14 protein-coding genes are annotated in these 16,699 nt (G+C 61.8%); 6 read left to right on the top strand and 8 right to left on the bottom strand.

Annotation, left to right across the window (positions count from 1 at the left end; all coding sequences use genetic code 11):
* Nucleotides 1–137: 137 nt before the first annotated feature.
* The 5 genes from nahK to FBX99_RS15530 all read right to left on the bottom strand — a co-directional run bounded on the left by nahK (nucleotide 138) and on the right by FBX99_RS15530 (nucleotide 8,200).
* Complete coding sequence (gene nahK / locus FBX99_RS15550; RefSeq protein ID WP_144929332.1) at nucleotides 138–2,780, bottom strand: hybrid sensor histidine kinase/response regulator NahK/ErcS'; 2,643 nt, start codon at nucleotides 2,778–2,780, stop codon at nucleotides 138–140.
* On the bottom strand, nucleotides 2,710–3,873 hold the full coding sequence (gene nosP / locus FBX99_RS15545; RefSeq protein ID WP_144929459.1) for a nitric oxide-sensing protein NosP: 1,164 nt from the start codon (nucleotides 3,871–3,873) through the stop codon (nucleotides 2,710–2,712). Before nosP ends, nahK begins: the two co-directional genes overlap by 71 nt.
* Nucleotides 3,874–4,094: 221 nt before the next feature.
* Nucleotides 4,095–5,279, bottom strand: a complete 1,185-nt coding sequence (locus FBX99_RS15540; protein WP_144929334.1) for a porin — start codon at nucleotides 5,277–5,279, stop codon at nucleotides 4,095–4,097.
* 252 nt (nucleotides 5,280–5,531) lie between these two features.
* Nucleotides 5,532–6,806, bottom strand: coding sequence for a glucarate dehydratase family protein (locus FBX99_RS15535; protein ID WP_144929336.1), 1,275 nt, complete (start codon nucleotides 6,804–6,806; stop codon nucleotides 5,532–5,534).
* The gene (locus tag FBX99_RS15530) at nucleotides 6,803–8,200 is read right to left on the bottom strand and encodes an MFS transporter (protein WP_144929338.1); all 1,398 of its coding nucleotides are present in this window, start codon (nucleotides 8,198–8,200) and stop codon (nucleotides 6,803–6,805) included. Before FBX99_RS15530 ends, FBX99_RS15535 begins: the two co-directional genes overlap by 4 nt.
* Nucleotides 8,201–8,307: 107 nt before the next feature.
* Here FBX99_RS15530 and FBX99_RS15525 point away from each other — a divergent pair, with 107 nt between their 5' ends.
* Both FBX99_RS15525 and FBX99_RS15520 read left to right on the top strand, forming a co-directional pair.
* Nucleotides 8,308–9,204 carry a LysR substrate-binding domain-containing protein gene (locus FBX99_RS15525; protein WP_144929340.1) on the top strand — a complete coding sequence of 299 codons (897 nt, stop codon included), beginning with the start codon at nucleotides 8,308–8,310 and terminating at the stop codon, nucleotides 9,202–9,204.
* 157 nt (nucleotides 9,205–9,361) lie between these two features.
* Entirely contained in the window at nucleotides 9,362–9,796 is a 435-nt protein-coding gene (locus FBX99_RS15520) for a nuclear transport factor 2 family protein (RefSeq protein ID WP_144929342.1), read from the top strand.
* A gap of 133 nt (nucleotides 9,797–9,929) precedes the next feature.
* Here FBX99_RS15520 and FBX99_RS15515 read toward each other — a convergent pair whose 3' ends face one another.
* Nucleotides 9,930–10,853, bottom strand: a complete 924-nt coding sequence (locus tag FBX99_RS15515) for a LysR family transcriptional regulator (protein WP_144929344.1) — start codon at nucleotides 10,851–10,853, stop codon at nucleotides 9,930–9,932.
* A 128-nt stretch (nucleotides 10,854–10,981) separates the two neighbouring features.
* On the opposite strand from FBX99_RS15515, the gene FBX99_RS15510 reads away from it, so the two are divergent.
* Nucleotides 10,982–11,188: a 4-oxalocrotonate tautomerase family protein gene (locus FBX99_RS15510; protein WP_025213530.1), complete on the top strand. Its 207-nt coding sequence runs from the start codon at nucleotides 10,982–10,984 to the stop codon at nucleotides 11,186–11,188.
* A 302-nt stretch (nucleotides 11,189–11,490) separates the two neighbouring features.
* Nucleotides 11,491–12,225 carry an SDR family NAD(P)-dependent oxidoreductase gene (locus tag FBX99_RS15505; RefSeq protein WP_144929346.1) on the top strand — a complete coding sequence of 245 codons (735 nt, stop codon included), beginning with the start codon at nucleotides 11,491–11,493 and terminating at the stop codon, nucleotides 12,223–12,225.
* 131 nt (nucleotides 12,226–12,356) lie between these two features.
* On the opposite strand, the gene FBX99_RS15495 is transcribed toward FBX99_RS15505, so the two are convergent.
* Together FBX99_RS15495 and FBX99_RS15490 are read right to left on the bottom strand one after the other, a co-directional pair.
* Nucleotides 12,357–12,635 (bottom strand): hypothetical protein, encoded by a 279-nt coding sequence (locus FBX99_RS15495; protein ID WP_144929348.1) that lies wholly within the window; start codon nucleotides 12,633–12,635, stop codon nucleotides 12,357–12,359.
* Nucleotides 12,636–12,963: 328 nt separating this feature from the next.
* The gene (locus FBX99_RS15490) at nucleotides 12,964–14,376 is read right to left on the bottom strand and encodes a PLP-dependent aminotransferase family protein (protein WP_144929350.1); all 1,413 of its coding nucleotides are present in this window, start codon (nucleotides 14,374–14,376) and stop codon (nucleotides 12,964–12,966) included.
* A gap of 135 nt (nucleotides 14,377–14,511) precedes the next feature.
* Between FBX99_RS15490 and FBX99_RS15485 the strand changes: the two genes are divergently transcribed.
* Together FBX99_RS15485 and FBX99_RS15475 are read left to right on the top strand one after the other, a co-directional pair.
* Nucleotides 14,512–15,678, top strand: a complete 1,167-nt coding sequence (locus tag FBX99_RS15485; RefSeq protein ID WP_144929352.1) for an MFS transporter — start codon at nucleotides 14,512–14,514, stop codon at nucleotides 15,676–15,678.
* 231 nt (nucleotides 15,679–15,909) lie between these two features.
* Nucleotides 15,910–16,581 (top strand): GntR family transcriptional regulator, encoded by a 672-nt coding sequence (locus tag FBX99_RS15475; protein WP_144929354.1) that lies wholly within the window; start codon nucleotides 15,910–15,912, stop codon nucleotides 16,579–16,581.
* The last annotated feature ends 118 nt before the right edge of the window (nucleotides 16,582–16,699 follow it).

The following is a 16,699-nucleotide window of genomic DNA, read 5'->3' as shown; positions in this document are numbered from 1 at the left end:
TCCACCCCGGGGGTGCACTCCATCCCCGGGGGGGTTTATTTTTTTTTGGGGCCTACCGGGGGGGGTTTGGGGGCTACATCTCCGCCCCGGGGGGTTGGGGGGGGGGGCGCTCCCCCCCCCCCCACAACGGGTTCGGCTTAGTGGCTCTGGGGCCCGCCTAACAAATGACTCATCGCAATCTTCAGCTTCATCGGCCTTACCGGCTTGTGCATCAGGGTATGCCCGCGCTCGCGGATCTGCTGCTTGAGTTCGTTACTGTAGTTGGCGGTGATCAGCATGGCCGGGATCGCTGACTTGCGCCGGGCGTTGATCCGGGCCACGGCGTCGACGCCGTTCTGATCGTTGTCCAGGTGATAGTCGGCGATCAACAGGTCCACCTCGGCGTGGTCGTTGTCCACCTGGCGCGCCAGGTCCTGCTCCGACAGCGCAGTGACGACCCGACAGCCCCAGCCTTCCAGCAACGTGCGCATCCCCGCGCAGATCGCCGCGTCATTATCCAGCACCCAGATCCGCGCCCCGCGCAAGCGCTCGAGCATCGGCTCGCTCATGTCCACGCACGGCACCGGCTTGGGCGCAGTGGCGCTCAGCGGGACGTCGATGGCGAACATCGAGCCCTTGCCCGGCCACGAACGCACCTGGATCCGATGGCCGAGGATCCCGGCGATCTTCTCGACAATCGCCAGGCCCAGGCCCAACCCGCGATCCTGGTCGGGACGCTGCACATCGCCGCGCTTGAACTCCTGAAAAATTTCTTCCAGGCGCTCCTCAGCGATGCCGATACCGGAGTCCCAGACCTGGATCGACACTCGCTGCCCCTGGCGCCGGCACCCCAGCACCACCCGACCGCTGGGGGTATAGCGGATGGCATTGCTCAGCAGGTTGCGCAGAATCCGGGCGAGCAGCTGCATGTCACTGCGCACCAGCACCGAGCACGGCACGAAGCGCAGCGTCAGCCCTTCACTGCGGGCGACCTGGACGTACTCGGCGGCCAGGTTACCGAGCAGTTCGCTGAGGGCGAACGGCGCAATGTCCGCCTTGATCACCCCCGCATCGAGCTTGGAGATGTCCACCAGGGTACCCAGCAGGTTCTCCACGTCTTGCAAGGAATTGCTGACGTTGCGCACCAGGTGAGCATTCGCCACCGGCTCACGCCGTTCGAGCAAGGCACTGGTGAACAATCGCGCGGCGTTGAGCGGTTGCAGCAGATCGTGGCTGACCGCCGCCAGGAACTTGGTCTTCGACAGATTGGCCTGCTCGGCCTCGCGCTTGGCTTCGCGCAGGCGCAGTTCCACGCGGCTGCGTTCGTCGATCTCGCGCAGCAACTGTTCGTTGAGGGTGGTCAGTTCCGCCGTGCGCTCCTGAACCCGCTGTTCCAGGTTCTGGTAGGCCTGGTGCAACGCCTCGGCGGTGCGGCGCCGTTCGGTAATGTCGCGGATCAGCACGAAGATCCCCACCACCTCGCCATTGGCCAGGCGGTTCGGCACGTAGGAACGCAACATGTAGCGTTCCTGGTTGTTGATGTTGGTTTCGGCGAACTCGAACGTCACGCTCTCCCCGGCAAGGGCCCGGGCCACGTAAGCTTCCAGGCGCTGGTAATGCTGCTCGCTGTGGGCTTCGCGCAGGCTCTGGCCGAGCATCACGCCACGAGGCCAGCAATACCACTGTTCATAGACCTTGTTGGTGAATTCGTAGACCAGGTCGGCATTGAGGTAGGCGATCAGTGCCGGCACATGGTCGGTGATCAGGCGGATCCAGCGCTCGCTTTCGCTCAACGCCTCGGCGTGCTGATAGCGCTCGGTGATGTCGGTGAAGGTGTTGACGTAGCCGCCAGTGGGTAACGGATGGGTGCGGATTTCCAGGACCCGTCCGTCGGAGAGGCGCTGCTCGCGTTCATGAATCAATCGACCGTTGCTGTCGCGGCTGGCCGGGGTCAACAGTTGCAGTTCGCTGTCGGCAATCACTTCGTTGAACGGTCGGTGGGCCGCCACCGGGGCCAGGCCGCTGAGTTCCAGGAAGCGCCGGTTCCACAACTCCAGCACGCCCTGGGCGTTAACCATCGCCACGCCCTGGGAGAGGTTGTCCACCGCACGCTGCAACAGATGGGACTTCTGCGCGATGGCCTGCTCGCGGCGCACGGTTTCACTGAGCTTGACGTCGGTGATGTCGGTGAACAGGATCACCCGTCCACCCTCCTGGGTCGGCCGCTCACTGACCTGCAACCAGCGACCGTTCTGCAGGCGATACAGCACATGCTCATCATCCTGGCCGCGGTTTTCCTCGCTGAACAGTCCGTTGGCGGTCATCAGGCGCTTGACCTCGCCCAGGCGCATCCCGGCGATGATGCGCACCCGACTGTGGGCCCAGAATGCCTTGAAGCGGCTGTTGAACAGGACGATGCGCTGTTGCGCGTCGAACAGCACGAATGCATCGGAAATGCTCTCGATGGCGTCGATCAGGTGCCGATGGGCCGTTTCCGCCCGCAGCCGGGCCTCACCGAGCAAATGATTGCCGGCCTTGAGCTCGGCCATGGCCTGGTTCAACGCATCGGTGCGTTCGCGCACCTGCTCGGCCAGCACCACCGAATGCTGGAACGCCGCATACGGGTCGCTGCCCCGGGTCACACCGGACTCCACCCGCTCGATCAGCGCAGCATTGATGCGCCGCAGTTTGTGGTTTTCGTGCTGCAGTCCGGCAATCTGCGCCTGCAGATCAGCGATGGCCGGGGACGCGATGTCGGGCAATGGCAACTCCGGTAAAGGTCTGGTTGATGTGCATGCCATTGAACTGTTCTCCATAGGTGTTGAAACCCATCACCCGTTGTTTGCGCAAGAACTGGCCGATCTGCTCCAGGCCACCGCGGTCTTCCAGCTCCAGACGCCTGAGGAAACAGTCGCAGCCGATGGTCAGCAACAGATCGCCGAGACGCGCCTGCAAGCCGTCGAAGAGGTTTTCCAGGTTGTTCAGCAAGGGGCCCGGGGTCATGGCCGTGAGAACGATGCCGTTCTCCACCGCGCAGTAGAAACTCAGGCTCAGGTCCGGGTGCACCTGCTGGACGGCCCGCACGTAATACTGGTCGTTGATGCGCACCGCCAACGGATGGGCGGCGAACACCCGATAGTCGAGGGCGCTCACCGGCACGCCGATATGCCGTGCGTATTCCTCAGCGGCCGGTTCGGCGTTGAGCTCATAAACCCGGCGCGAAGTGCTGTCGGCGCCGGTCACCACCAGTTTCTCTTCCCGGGGCAGGACGTGATGGGTGGTGAACACTTCGAATTCCAACCAGGTATTGATCAGCACCACCACGGCCGCGCCGCTATGGAACTGGCCTTCGAAATACACGTGGGTGTGGGTCAGGTAGTTGTCGTCGCCGGCCGAACCGCCAAAATGCGGGATGTCGCCCAGGGCAGCGCTCAGCGCCGCGAGCACCATCTCTTCGCGGCTGGAGAGGCCGTCGAGCAGGGTCAGTGCGAAGCTGTGGCCCTTGATCGGTGCCAGGGCATTACTGCGGCAGCCGCTCGCCAGGCGTTCGACCATCTGCTGGGCGTCGATCAGGCTGAAGTCGCCCATTTCGCCGATCAACTCGGCGGCAATGGAAAAGTGCCGGTGGTCGAACCCCACCGCACTCACGCAGTTGCGACCATAACCCTGGGCGGTGATTTCCCCGGCGCTGGTGCAACCCACCAGGCGAATCCCGCCGAAACTCCGGGACAGTGCCTGGCCCAAGGCCGGCAGATCGTATTCGGCGGAACAGAAAAACAGCACGAAGCCCAGGTACGGATGCAGCAACTGCCGCGCCAGTTCCTGAGCCACTTGCTCGACATCCGTTGCCTGGGACATCGCGCTTACCACGCCTTCGCTCTGGGCCTGCTGCATCTTCGCCTCCGTGACAGGAGCCTTGAGTGTACGAAGCCGCGCCGGGCCCACGAATGCTACTTGGGTAGCGGGTGTGCGCTTCCATGGGATGAGAACGGTGGCGGCCCGGGCCGCGATGCGCACGGCTGGGGCCACCACAAAACATGCCTGAACCAGAACTGGAACACCCCTGTGGCGAGGGGATTTATCCCCTCGCCACAGGGGTTGTGTTGCCATAGGTACTACCAGGTCAACACAGCCCCCACCGCAAACGTATCGGTGTCTTCATTCTGCGCGCTGGTATCGTGGCCGTTGATTTCGAACTGGTTGTACTCGGCCACGAGCTTGAGGTTATCGTTGACGTCATGGAACAGCGCAATGCCGCGGGTTTCGTAATCGGCACCGCTGCCCACCACGCCGTTGCCGTCGTCATCGGTCTTGCCATAGGACAGCGCCAGGCGGTTCTTGCCCAGCTTGTACGAGCCTTGCAACAGATAGCCCTTGCTGTCGACGTTGCGCAACGTGGCTTCGCCGGCGTTGTTGGTGAAGAACGGATTGATGCCCTTGGCCTGGAACCCGGAGCCGGTGAGCGACAGGCCGCCCATCTTCGCCTGCACGCCATAACCCAGGCCTTTGGAGGTCACCGATTCGACAGTGGAATCGGTGTTGTCCGAGGTCTGGTAGCTACCGTTGAGCCAGCTGTAGATCTTCGCGCCGCCGAGGTCGAACTGGTAAGTGATCTCGCTCTCGGTGCGCGGGTTTTCCTGGTAGGCCTTGCCGGTGGCGCTGTTGTCGTTGGTGTCCACCGGATCCATGATCCCCACTGCCACCCGCAGCCCGTCCATGACCGGGGTGCGATAGGTGATCTGCGAGGTCGGGAATGGATAGGGATAGCCGCTGCCGATGTTGCCGAACGACACGCCACCGCCGTCCACCAGGCCCAGGGTGTCGCTGACCTGGCCATAGCCGGCGAGCAATTCGTCGAGCAGAATGTTGGAACGGGCGAACAGACCGAAGTCCTTGCCGATCAACACCTCGCCCCACTCCGGGTTGGCGACGGTGCCGTAGAACTGGCGCACGTCGATGGCAGTGTCGGTGCCGTTGGTCTCGCTGTCGTTGATGGTCACCCAGAACGACGCGCGGGCGCCGAGCTTGAGGTCATCGACCTGTTTGCTCATGTTGAAGCCCAGGTAGTTGGGCAGAAAACCCATCTTGACCCGCGCCTGGCGCCGGTCGAACTGATCCCCCGCCCGGTCCACGTCGCTGTTGACGTAGAAGGCGTTGATGTAGCCATCGGTGGAAAAGGTGGTCTGGTCCTTGTCGTACAGCATGATTTCAGCCTGGGCCCACGACGTCAGGCCGAGGGTCGAGAGGCTGGCGATGACCGCAGGCATAAAACGGCGACGGGTATTTTTATTGTTGTGCATGGCGCGCTCCGCAACAGGGGACGGGATGTCGGAGGCGATTATCGAAAGGCTACAGGCCCCGCCATACGCTGCCTTGGAGGCAATTGGCGGGTGCTTTGGTGGCGCGGGTTTGGAGCGACAGTTTCGGTGTACGACCCTGGTGCTCGGGGGAGCAATACTTCGGGCCCAACCCTATCCCACAAGATTGATGTCCACCCGTGGCGAGGGAGCTTGCTCCCGCTGGCCTGCGCAGCAGGCCCCCTCGACCTGAACTCAGAACCGCGGCTTGACGGTCTTCCAGTCCGGCCGGTAGCGCTGCATCTGCCGCACATCGTCGCGCTGGCGAATGCCGCAACGCAGGAACTGTTCATGCAACATGCCCAGTTGATCCCGGTCGAGTTCCAGCCCGAGTCCCGGTGCCCGGGTAATCTTCACGCAGCCATCGACAATCGGCAGCTTGCCGCCCTTGATCACCTCCTCATCCGGCTCCTGCCACGGGTAATGGGTGTCACAGGCATAGTCCAGGTTCGGCACCGCGGCCGCTACGTGGGCCATGGCCATCAGGCTGATGCCCAGGTGCGAGTTCGAATGCATCGATACGCCGAGGCCAAAGGTGTCGCACATTTTCGCCAACGCCTGGGTGTCCCGCAGGCCGCCCCAGTAATGGTGATCGGCCAATACGATCTGCACGCTGTTCAGCGCGACACTGCGGCGGAACTCGTCGAAATCGGTGACCACCATGTTGGTCGCCAACGGCAGGCCGGTGCGCTTGTGCAGCTCGGACATGCCCTCCAAACCCGGCGTCGGGTCTTCGTAATACTGCAGGTCATCGCCCAGCAGCTCAGCCATGCGAATGGAGGTTTCCAGCGACCAGTTGGCGTTCGGATCGATGCGCAACGGGTAGCCGGGAAACGCGCGTTTCAGCGCTTTGATGCACGCCACTTCATGTTCCGGCTCCAGTGCGCCAGCCTTGAGCTTGATGCTCTTGAAACCGTAGTCGGTGATCATGCGCCGGGCCTGGGCGACGATCTGCTGTTCGGTCAGCGCCTCGCCCCAACTGTCCGGCGGATACGGCGAATCGATGTGCTCGGCGTACTTGAAGAACAGGTACGCGCTGAACGGGATCTCTTCGCGAATCGCCCCGCCCAGCAGATCCACCAGCGGTACATTGAGGTAATGGGCCTGCAGGTCCAGACAAGCCACTTCGAATGCCGAGTAGGCGTTGCTCACGGCCTTGCTCGCATGGGAGCCCGGCGCCAGTTCGGCGCCGGCGACACTGGCGGGCCGTTGCGCGGCGACGGTGGCCTGGACGATGCTCCGCAACTGGTTGAGGTTGAACGGGTCCAGGCCAATCAGTTGGTCCTGCAATTGCTGCTGGATCGCCAGGGCCGGCGCATCGCCGTAGCTCTCGCCCAGACCGATGTAGCCGTTGTCACTCTCGATCTCGATGATCGAGCGCAGCGCAAACGGCTCATGAATGCCGCTGGCGTTGAGCAATGGCGGATCGCGAAAGGCAATGGGGGTGACGGTGACGCGTTTGATCTTCATACAGCGGCTCCCGATGGGCCAGGGTTCAGGGCTTGGGTGTTTTCCGATGGATGGGCCTGCGCGACGATTTCACGCTTGCCGGACAATGAGTTGGGCGTGTCGCGCCCCGGTGAGGTACGGGCGAAGAAGATCACCACGGCGGCGACCAGCGAGGTAATCGCCAGGCCATACAGGCCGCCCTCGATGGAGCCGGTGGTCTGCTCCAGGAAACCGAACGCCGTCGGCGCGACGAAGCCGCCAAGGTTGCCGATGGAGTTGATCAGAGCAATCACCGCCGCCGCGATGCGGGCGTCGAGGTAGCTTTGGGGAATCGGCCAGAACAGCGCCGACGCGGCCTTGAAACCGATGGCCGCGAAACAGATGGCGACGAAGGCGAAGACCGGCCCGCCGGTGGTGGACATGAACATGCCGAACGCCGCAATCACCAGGGTAGCCGCCACCCACGCCTGCTGGAACTTCCATTTGCCGGCCAGGGCCGCGAAACCGTACATCGCCACGATGGAAATGATCCATGGGATGGAGTTGAGCAAGCCGACCTGGAAATCCCCCAGGCTGCCCATTTTCCTGATCATACTCGGCAGCCAGAACGTGGCGCCGTAGATCGTCAGGGCGATGGAAAAATAGATGAAACAGAACAGCGCGATCTGCCGGTCGGCGAGCAGCTTGAACATCGACGGCTTGATCACCTGGGCGGCTTCCCGGGCCCGTTGTTCTTCGGCGATGGTGACGGTCAACACGGCTTTCTCTTCGGCGCTCAGCCATTTGGCCTGGTTGGGGTGCGATTGCAGCCAGAACCAGACAAACCCGCACAGCACGATGGAGGCAAAGCCTTCGATCAGGAACATCCACTGCCAGCCATGCAACCCCATGCCGCTGACATGCAACAGGGCACCGGACACCGGCCCGGAAATCACCGAAGCGATGGCCGAACCGCTGAGGAAGATCGCCATCGCCTTGCCGCGCTCGTTGGCCGGCAGCCACTGGGTGAAGTAGTAGATGATGCCGGGAAAGAAGCCCGCCTCCGCCGCGCCGAGAATGAAGCGCAGCACGTAGAAACTGGTTTCGCCGCGCACGAAGGCCATGGCCATCGCCGCCGCGCCCCAGGTGAACATGATCCGCGTCAGCCAGGCGCGGGCACCGTAGCGTTGCAGCAACATGTTGGACGGCACTTCGAACAGCGCGTAGCCGACGAAGAACAACCCGGCGCCAAGGCCATAGGCGGCGGCACCGATGCCCAGGTCGGTTTCCAGGTGGCTGCGCACGAAGCCGATGTTGACCCGGTCGATGTAGTTGACGATGAACATCACCACCACCAGGGGCAGTACATGACGTTTGACCTTGGCCGCGGCGCGCGCCAGGGTACTGTCATGCGTGGAGTCCGGTACGTTATTCAAGGGAGCCTCCCAATCGTTGTTTTTGTGGGGAACGGCTCGATGATGGACGGGGTGTATTGTTCCCGTCTAATCTAACTTGGCACTTGATTGATACCTGGATTGAATCAATGTTCGAACTGGCCCAACTGCGCTGCTTTACCACCGTCGCGACGGAGCTCAATTTCCGCCGCGCCGCCGAGCGGTTGAACATGACCCAGCCACCGCTGAGCCGGCAGATCCAATTGCTGGAGCATCACCTGGGTGTCGAACTGTTCACCCGCAGCACCCGCAGCGTGGCCCTCACCGCCGCCGGCCGGGCGTTCTTCATCGAGGCGCAGAACCTGCTGGAACAGGCGCAACAAGCCGCCACGGCCGCCCGGCGCTTCGCCCAGGGCGACATCGGCTCGGTCACCATCAGCTTCGTCGGCAGCGCAGTCTATGAGTTTCTGCCCAAGGTCATCGCCGAGGCGCGGCTGAAACAGCCCCAGGTAAAAATCGTCCTTTCGGAGATGAACACCTACCAGCAGCATGAAGCCTTGCGCGCGCGGCGCATCGACCTGGGCATTGTCCGCTCGCCGCTACTGGAAACCGGCTACGCCACCGAATGCCTGGTACGCGAACCCTTCGTGCTGGCAGTCCCCGCCGGACATCCGCTGGCGACTGCCGACACGGTGCGCGTCCAGGATCTGGATGCCCAACCGTTCCTGATGTATTCCCATTCCGCCTACCCACCCTTCAACGAATTGCTCACCGGCATGCTCCGCTCGGCCCGGGTCGCGCCGCAATTCGTGCAATGGCTGGGGTCGTCACTGACAATCCTGGCGCTGGTCAACGCCGGCATGGGCCTGGCGCTGGTGCCGCGTTGCGCCACCAGCGTGGTGTTCAAGCAGGTGGTGTTTCGCGAGATCGATCTGGGTGAAGGGGTACAGAGCGAGTTGCATCTGGTGTGGCGCGAGGACAATGACAATCCGGCGTTTACCATGTTGCTGGAAGGGATTCGCGGGGCGGTCCGCGAGGGAGTTTGATGCGTTGTCTGCCGAAGTATTTTGTCGATTACGCATTTGTGGCGAGGGGATCCAGCGACTCAGCTGTTCCCGCCACGCCAAAGTAGTTGTACGATGACAGATGAATGCATTTGGAAGCACTCATTTCCTCATACTTACAACAACAAGGAAACACCCCATGAAAAAAGCGACATTGGCCATCAGCTTCCTGTGCCTGTTCAGCGGTTACGCAGCGGCGGCCACTTCATCCGCCGAACAAGAGGTGGCCCAGGCCGTCGATCACCTGACCCAGGCCATGCTGCACAAGGACATCCCCCAGCTTCAGGCCCTGGCCGCCGAGAACCTGACCTACGGGCATTCCAGTGGGAATATTCAGGACAAGAAGGCCTTTATCGCTGACATCGAGACCGGTAAGAGTGCGTTCAAGACCCTGGAAATGCAGAACCAGAAAATCACCCTCTCAGGTGACACCGCCCTGGTGCGCAACCATTTCTCGGCCCAGGCGATCAAGGGCACCGATATCGTGCCGACGGAAATCGAGAACTTCCAGATCTGGCAGAAGCAGAAAAATGGCAAGTGGCTGCTGATCGGGCGGCAAGCGTTCAAGTTCTAATCGCCCCACAGGGCTTGTCGGCTGACAGTGATCTTGCGGTCAGCCTTGAACTCAATGTGGGAGCGAGCCTGCTCGCAATGGCGTCAGCCCAGTTACTACGCTATCGCGAGCAGGCTTCCCACAGCAATTGCACCTAGATGCCTGCCCACTGCTCCCGCTGCTGCATCAGGAAATCGACGAAGGCGCGGACCCGTTGGGGCATGTAGCGGCCATGGGGATAGAGCAAGGTGAAGGGACGTGAGCGGCCACTGAAAGGCTGCAGCACTTCCACCAGGCTCCCGTCCGCCAGTTCCTGCTCGACGATGAAGCGGTAGGTCTGGAACAGCCCCGCGCCATGCTTGGCCAGTGTCACCCCGCCCAGTACATCGTCCGAACAGCAGTAGTTGCCCTGGCCGAACACCTCCCGCTCCTTGCCATCGACATTGAACAACCAGGAAATCCGCCGGCCGCTGCTGGGCAAGTCGAATTGAATGCATTCGTGATCACCCAGGTCTTCGAGGGTCTGCGGCGTGCCAGCCTTGCTCAGGTAATCCGGAGACGCGACCACGACCAGTTTGGCGTCCTCCAGCAAGCGGGCGATCAGCGAAGAGTCCGGCTGGGCCCGCACGCGAATCGCCAGGTCGTAGCCCTCGGCGACGAAGTCGATGTTCCGATTGCTCAGGTGCACGTCCACGCTGACTTGCGGATACTGCGCACGGAAGGCCGGCAGCAAGGGCAGGATCCGGTGATGCCCGTAGGTAGTAGGCAGGCTGATGCGCAGTTGCCCGGACGGCACCGATTGCGCCCCCATCACTTCCTGTTGAGCCTCCACCAATTGCGTCAACGCCTGCCGGCACTGCTCGAAATAGGTCTTGCCGGCGTCGGTCAGGCGGATACTGCGGGTGGTGCGCACGAACAGGCGCGAACCCAGACGTTCCTCCAGGCGAAAGATAGAACGGCTCACCGCCGCCGGGGTCACGCCTGCCACCTGTGCCGCCGCCGTGAAGCTGCCCGCTTCGGCCGCCAGGCAGAACAGTTCTATGCTGCCCAACTGCAGGTCTTCAAAGTGCCGCTTCATGATTCGTTACACCGCGTATCAACTGAATATGCCAGCTGCCTGTTTATCAGCCGGCGGCGTATAAATACAGTGGACTTCGGTTGCGCAGGAATTTTCCCGCGCTCATTTCTCATCAGCAGGAGTGCAACATGCCATTCGTTAACGTGCGGATTACCCGTGACGGCGTCACCCGCGAACAAAAAGCCCAGGTCATCTCGGAAATCACTGAGACCCTCCAGCGTGTACTGGGCAAGGATCCGCACCTGACCCATATCGTGATCGAGGAAGTCGATACGGATAACTGGGGTTATGCGGGGATGACGACGACGGAGTATCGGAGTCTTCCCAAAGAGTGAGGGTTTGCCTTTCCAGGCCCGGTCCAGTTGACCGGGCTTTTTTCTGTCTGGTGCGTGCCCCTGTGGGAGCGGGCTTGCTCGCGAAAGCGGTGTGTCAGCAATGGATATGTGGCTGGTACACCGCTTTCGCGAGCAAGCCCGCTCCCACATTGATTATCTGTGTCTCAGACAGGATTGATTACACCAGGTATCAACTCAAGTACCAGAACCCCCATTTATCAAGTCCAGGCGCAGCAATAACCTGATCTCAACCAGCGCCTACCGGCGCCGCGGTTCAACTCAATTTGATCAGGAGTCAAATCATGAACAGCAAGAAAACCGTCCTCATCACCGGCGCGTCCAGCGGAATCGGCCTGGGTCTGGTCCAGGCGTTTCTGGATCGGGGTTATAACGTGGTGGGTAACGCGCGTTCCCAGTCCGGGCTGGATCAGGTCGCTGCGCGACTCGGTCATCCGGCCGGCTTCATCGGGGTGGCCGGCGATATCGCCGCACCGGCGACTTCAACCGCGCTCATCAGCAGAGCCATCGAAGCGTTCGGCGCCGTTGACGGGCTGGTGAACAATGCCGGGTTCTTCCTGCCCAAACCCTTCATCGAATACAGCCCCCAAGACCTGGAGTCATTGCTGGATACCAACCTCAAGGGACTCGTCTACGCCAGTCAGGCGGCTGCCGCACACATGATCGATCGCCGGCAGGGTTTCATCATCAACATTTCCGCCGCTGTGGCCCTGCAGCCGAATATCCAGGTGCCGGCCGCGCTGCCGGTGTTGATCAAGGGGGGCGTCAACCAGATGACCCGTGCCCTGGCTCTTGAGTTGTCGCCGCACAACATCAAGGTCAACGCCGTCGCGCCCGGCATCATCGACACGCCGATGCATGATCCGGCCCATCGCGAATTCCTCAATAATCTGGCCCCGGCCGGCCGCGTGGGTACCATAGGGGAAATCGCCGAGGCGGTGTTGTATCTGGCAGGCGCCGATTTCACGACCGGCGTGGTACTGCCGGTGGATGGCGGGATGAGCACGGGCAAGTGGTAGGAGTCGCCACAGCCCATTGTGGGAGCGAGCCTGCTCGCGATGAGGCCCCTCCAGCCGATATTTTCTTCGACTGACCTGACGCTATCGCGAGCAGGCTCGCTCCCACAGGGTCATGATTTAACTGACGGGTCCTATTCCAGGTCAGAGGCCATCGCATGCAATCGGCGACCAATGACATCAAGCAGATCGCACCCATCGCGCAAGGGAATGGCCAGTACTTCGGCAAAGTCATGCAGGATCACTGCATCGCTGCTGATCTCCGAGCGCATGGCCAGATTTTCCAATAGTTGTGTCACTGCGGCGATTCGATAAGCCGCCGTATCGTGCAACACATCCAGCGGCGCCTCAGTGTCGATCAATAGAGCGTGGTAGTTGTTTTCGATCCCAGTGATGGGCATGTAACGATTCATGGGTGAAGCTCCTTTAGCAGTTCAATTAACCACCAACCTCACTTCCACATGAAGGTGGCAGCCGTACGCGGGTGTGGAAGACCGGGGCTAAAGGAACCCGGCGCACCCTAAAGTGCCCCGCGCAAAGCTGCCATAACGCCGCAATGTTGACACAGAAAGCGGTCAACATCAGCTCATGGACGCTTAGCGCCTTTAGCTAGAGAACGGACTTCCACATCCGGTCGCTACATCGGTAGCGACGAACAGAATTTAGCGGCGAACCCCATCACCGTACAGTCAGCGAAAGACGTCACAGCCTGCGGGAAACGTCCGAGATTCCGACCAACTCTCAAACAGCTTCATTCCTCTGTTCCGCCTGCCCCACCAGCGACGCCTCTTCTATCCGCCGAAAAAACGTCTGCGCCCGAATATCCTGGACGAAAGCCACGTTCAGCCGCAACCAGTCACACGTCTCCCTCGCCGGCATGAAACTGGCGCCTTGGGAGAGCTGAACCTGCGCTTCACGGGCGATCTGCTGCACCCGTCCGCTCTCCACATGCCGGGGCCTGGCCCATACGAACAGGCCCCCGGTCGGCTCGGCGAAGACCTCCCAGTGCGCCTGGTCAAGTTGGCGCAGCGTGCTCGCCATCTGCTTGTTCAAACGCTGGCGCAGGCGTTGCAGCAACTTGCGATAAGCCCCGTTGGCGAGCAGTGTCGCCACGACATTTTCCGCCAACAGCGAGCAGCCGATACCGGTCACCATCTTGACCTCGGCCAGCCGGTTGATGATGTCAGGTTGAGCGACCACGTAACCGATGCGCAGCGAACTGGACAGTGTCTTGGAAAAGCTCGCCAGATAGATCACCCGGTCCAAACCGTCGAGGGTCGCGAGGCGAGACGTCGGCCCATTCTGGAAGTCAGCGTAGATGTCGTCTTCGATGAGGCGCAAATCGTGTTGGTTGGCCAGTTGCAGCAGACGATACGCGACGCTCGGCGCGAGGCTGGTGCCGGTGGGGTTCTGGTACATGCTGTTGATGAAGAAATAGACGGGTTTGTACTGGCCGAGCAAGCGCTCGAGGCTGGTGATATCCGGCCCTTGGGTGCCCCTCGGAACCGCCAGGGTCCTGACTCCGTGCAACTTCAGCAGATTGAACAGATTGTAGTAGCCGGGGCTTTCCACCAGGACCAGGTCACCAGGCTTGAGCAGCGTGCGCACCAACAGGTCGAGGCCATGGCTGGCGCCTTGGGTGGTGAGGATCTGCGCAAGATCGGCATGTATGTCGATCAGCCCCAGGCGTTTCTGGATGTGCTGGCGTAGAGGAACAGAGCCCAGGGGCGTGCTGTAGTTGAACAGTGCGTGGTTGTCGCTGCGCACCACCTGGCGGATCGCCTGACCCAGATCGGTGTCGTCGCGCCAGGAGTCAGGCAGCCAGCCGCAGCCGAGCTTGAGTAGCGTGGACTCGTTGTCGAATAACGTCCATGCCCCCTCGCTTGTTTCAGCATCCGGCTCCACGGGCCGGGACACCTGCTGGGCGACAAAGAAACCCGATCCATGCCGCGATTCCAGCACCCCGCTGGCAACCAGTTGGTCATAGGCCTTGATCACACATGACAGGCTGACATCATTCTCCTGGGCCAATTGCCGGATGGAAGGCATTCGGGCACCGGGGCGGATGTGATGGCTGCTGATCCAGCCCACCAGCTGAGTCATCAGTTGCCGGGTCATGGGCTCGGCGGCATTGCGGTCGATATTCAGGTCCATGTCGGAGGCTCTTGAAGTGTTCTCCAATTTCGAGCGAACAGTTAATCACAAAACCCCTCGGCCTGTTCCTTGTTCCCGCGAAGCCCGGCAGTGATAGTCCCGTAGACGCCATTTGACGACTTTCGGGGAGCACGCTTGAACGCACAGCATCGACATTCATGGGGACTGGCTTTCGGCCTTTGCCTGATCACCCTGGCGGTCAACCTGCAGGCGCCGCTCTATACCACCTACGCCCAGGCGTCCGGCCACGGGGCCGGTGCTACGGCGGTGGCGTTCTCATGTTATGTACTGGGGGTGTTGCCGGTGCTGCTGGCCTTCGGCGGGCTGGCCGACCGGGTAGGACGCCGGCCGCTGATAATGCTTGCGTTGGGTTTGTCGATGCTGGCGACAGTCATCACCTCGATCTGGCCGAACCTCGTCGCGCTGGGTCTGGCGCGGCTGATGATGGGGGTGGGCACGGGCCTGGCGTCGGCAACGTCGACGGCCTACATGACTGAACTGCTGGCGGGCAGCGATACCCGCTCCGCCGCCAATCGGATCACCGCCAGCACCTCCCTGGGCTTCGGCCTGGGGGCGGCGTTGACCAGTCTGTTCCTGTCCGTCCACCACAGCGTGGTGCCCGGCAGTTTCTGGTTGCAGTTGTGCCTGGCCGCTGTCGCGTTCATCGTGGTGTCCAGGCTGCCGGACCCTGCGGCCAGAACAACTCGGGCGCCGATGCTGCGCCTGCCGCTGTTCCCCGCCGGCAGCTTGCCCTATGGCTTCTCCATGCTGCTGGCCTGGGCGACCTCGGGCCTGGTTATCGCGATACTGCCCTCGGTGCTGGCACGTCACAATCTGCAGCAATGGTCGGGCCTGTCGACCTTCACCGTGATCAGCTGCGGGCTGCTGTTCCAGCCCTGGGTGCGTCGCCTGCAACCGGCCAGGGCCACCGGGTTTGGCTTGCTGGTGCTGCCCTTGAGCTATGCGCTGCTGGCCTGGGGCGCGAGCAGCGGTTCGCTGATCGCAGTGCTGCTTGGGGCGCTGGGGGCCAGCAGCGCCTGCTATGGTTTTCTGTACCTGGGCGGGCTCTCGGCGATCACCGCAATGGCCGGCCTGGAAAAGGCCCGGGTCAGTGCCGGGTTCTTCCTGTTCGCGTACATCGGGTTCAGCATTCCGGTGGTGGTGACCGGCCTGTTGGCTGACCGGTTTGGCGCCGATGTGGCGTTGGTCCTGTTCGGGCTGGCGTTGTCGTTGGGTGCGTTGGTGACGGGGTGGGTCATCGTTCGGACAGAAGCGTATGTAATCCGCGTATCCCACGGCTGAACACGGAACCCTTTGTGGCGAGGGGATTTATCCCCGCTGGGGCGCGAAGCGGCCCCTTGGATCAAACCGATTACCTCGAGTTGCCAGATTTTAGGGCCGCTTCGCAGCCCAGCGGGGATAAATCCCCTCGCCACAAAGGGCTCACTCGTCGGGAGGGTAGCGTCAAGATCCGAGACACCACCTCCGCCAAGTCGTATACCATATCCCCAACTCAGCAACCGACCCGCCGCCGTGACTTTATCCAAGTTCAAACTGCCTGACCTGGGCAACACCCCTTCCACTTCGGAAATCATCACCCGGCACCTGCGCGAGGCCATCGTGGCCGGGCATTTTGCCGAGGACGAGCCGATTCGCCAGGACGATATCGCCCGTCAGTTCAACGTCAGCAAGATCCCCGTGCGTGAAGCTCTCAAGCGTTTGGAGGCCGAAGGCCTGGTGATGTTCCAGCGCAATCGTGGCGCGATGGTCACGCGGATGTCCGAGGTGGAGTTGGCGCAGATGTTCGAAGTGCGGATGTTGCTGGAGGACAAGGTGCTGCGCCTGGCGATTCCCAACATGACCGAAGACACCTTCGCTCGCGCCGAGGCCATTTGTCGCGAGTTCATCGGCGAGGATGACGTCGGGCGCTGGGCCGAACTCAACTGGCAGTTGCACGCCTGCCTCTACGAGCCGGCACAACGGCCTTTTTTGGTCAGCCTGATTCGCTCGGTCCACGACAAGCTGGAGCGCTACCTGCGCATGCAGATGAGTTTGTCGGCCGGCAAGGAGCGCGCCGATCACGAGCACCGGGAAATCCTCGATGCCTGCCGGGCCGGTGATATCGAACGGGCGGTGAAACTGCTGGACGAGCACATCGCCGGCGTCTGCAAGACGCTGTTCGAGTTCCTGCCTTCCAGCCATTGAGGTTGATCGCTCAAAAAATGCCGGGCCGCTGAGCGACCCGGCATTTTTTTTTGCGCATATACATATGTACCACCAGGGCCCAGCAACGCGGCCGCAGAATCGGAGCCTTCTTAATCAG

The organism is Pseudomonas sp. SJZ074, from assembly GCF_007828215.1.
Lineage (GTDB): Bacteria > Pseudomonadota > Gammaproteobacteria > Pseudomonadales > Pseudomonadaceae > Aquipseudomonas.
The sequence above is the reverse complement of the archived record's forward strand: the minus strand, read 5'-3'. Positions and strand labels throughout refer to the sequence as shown.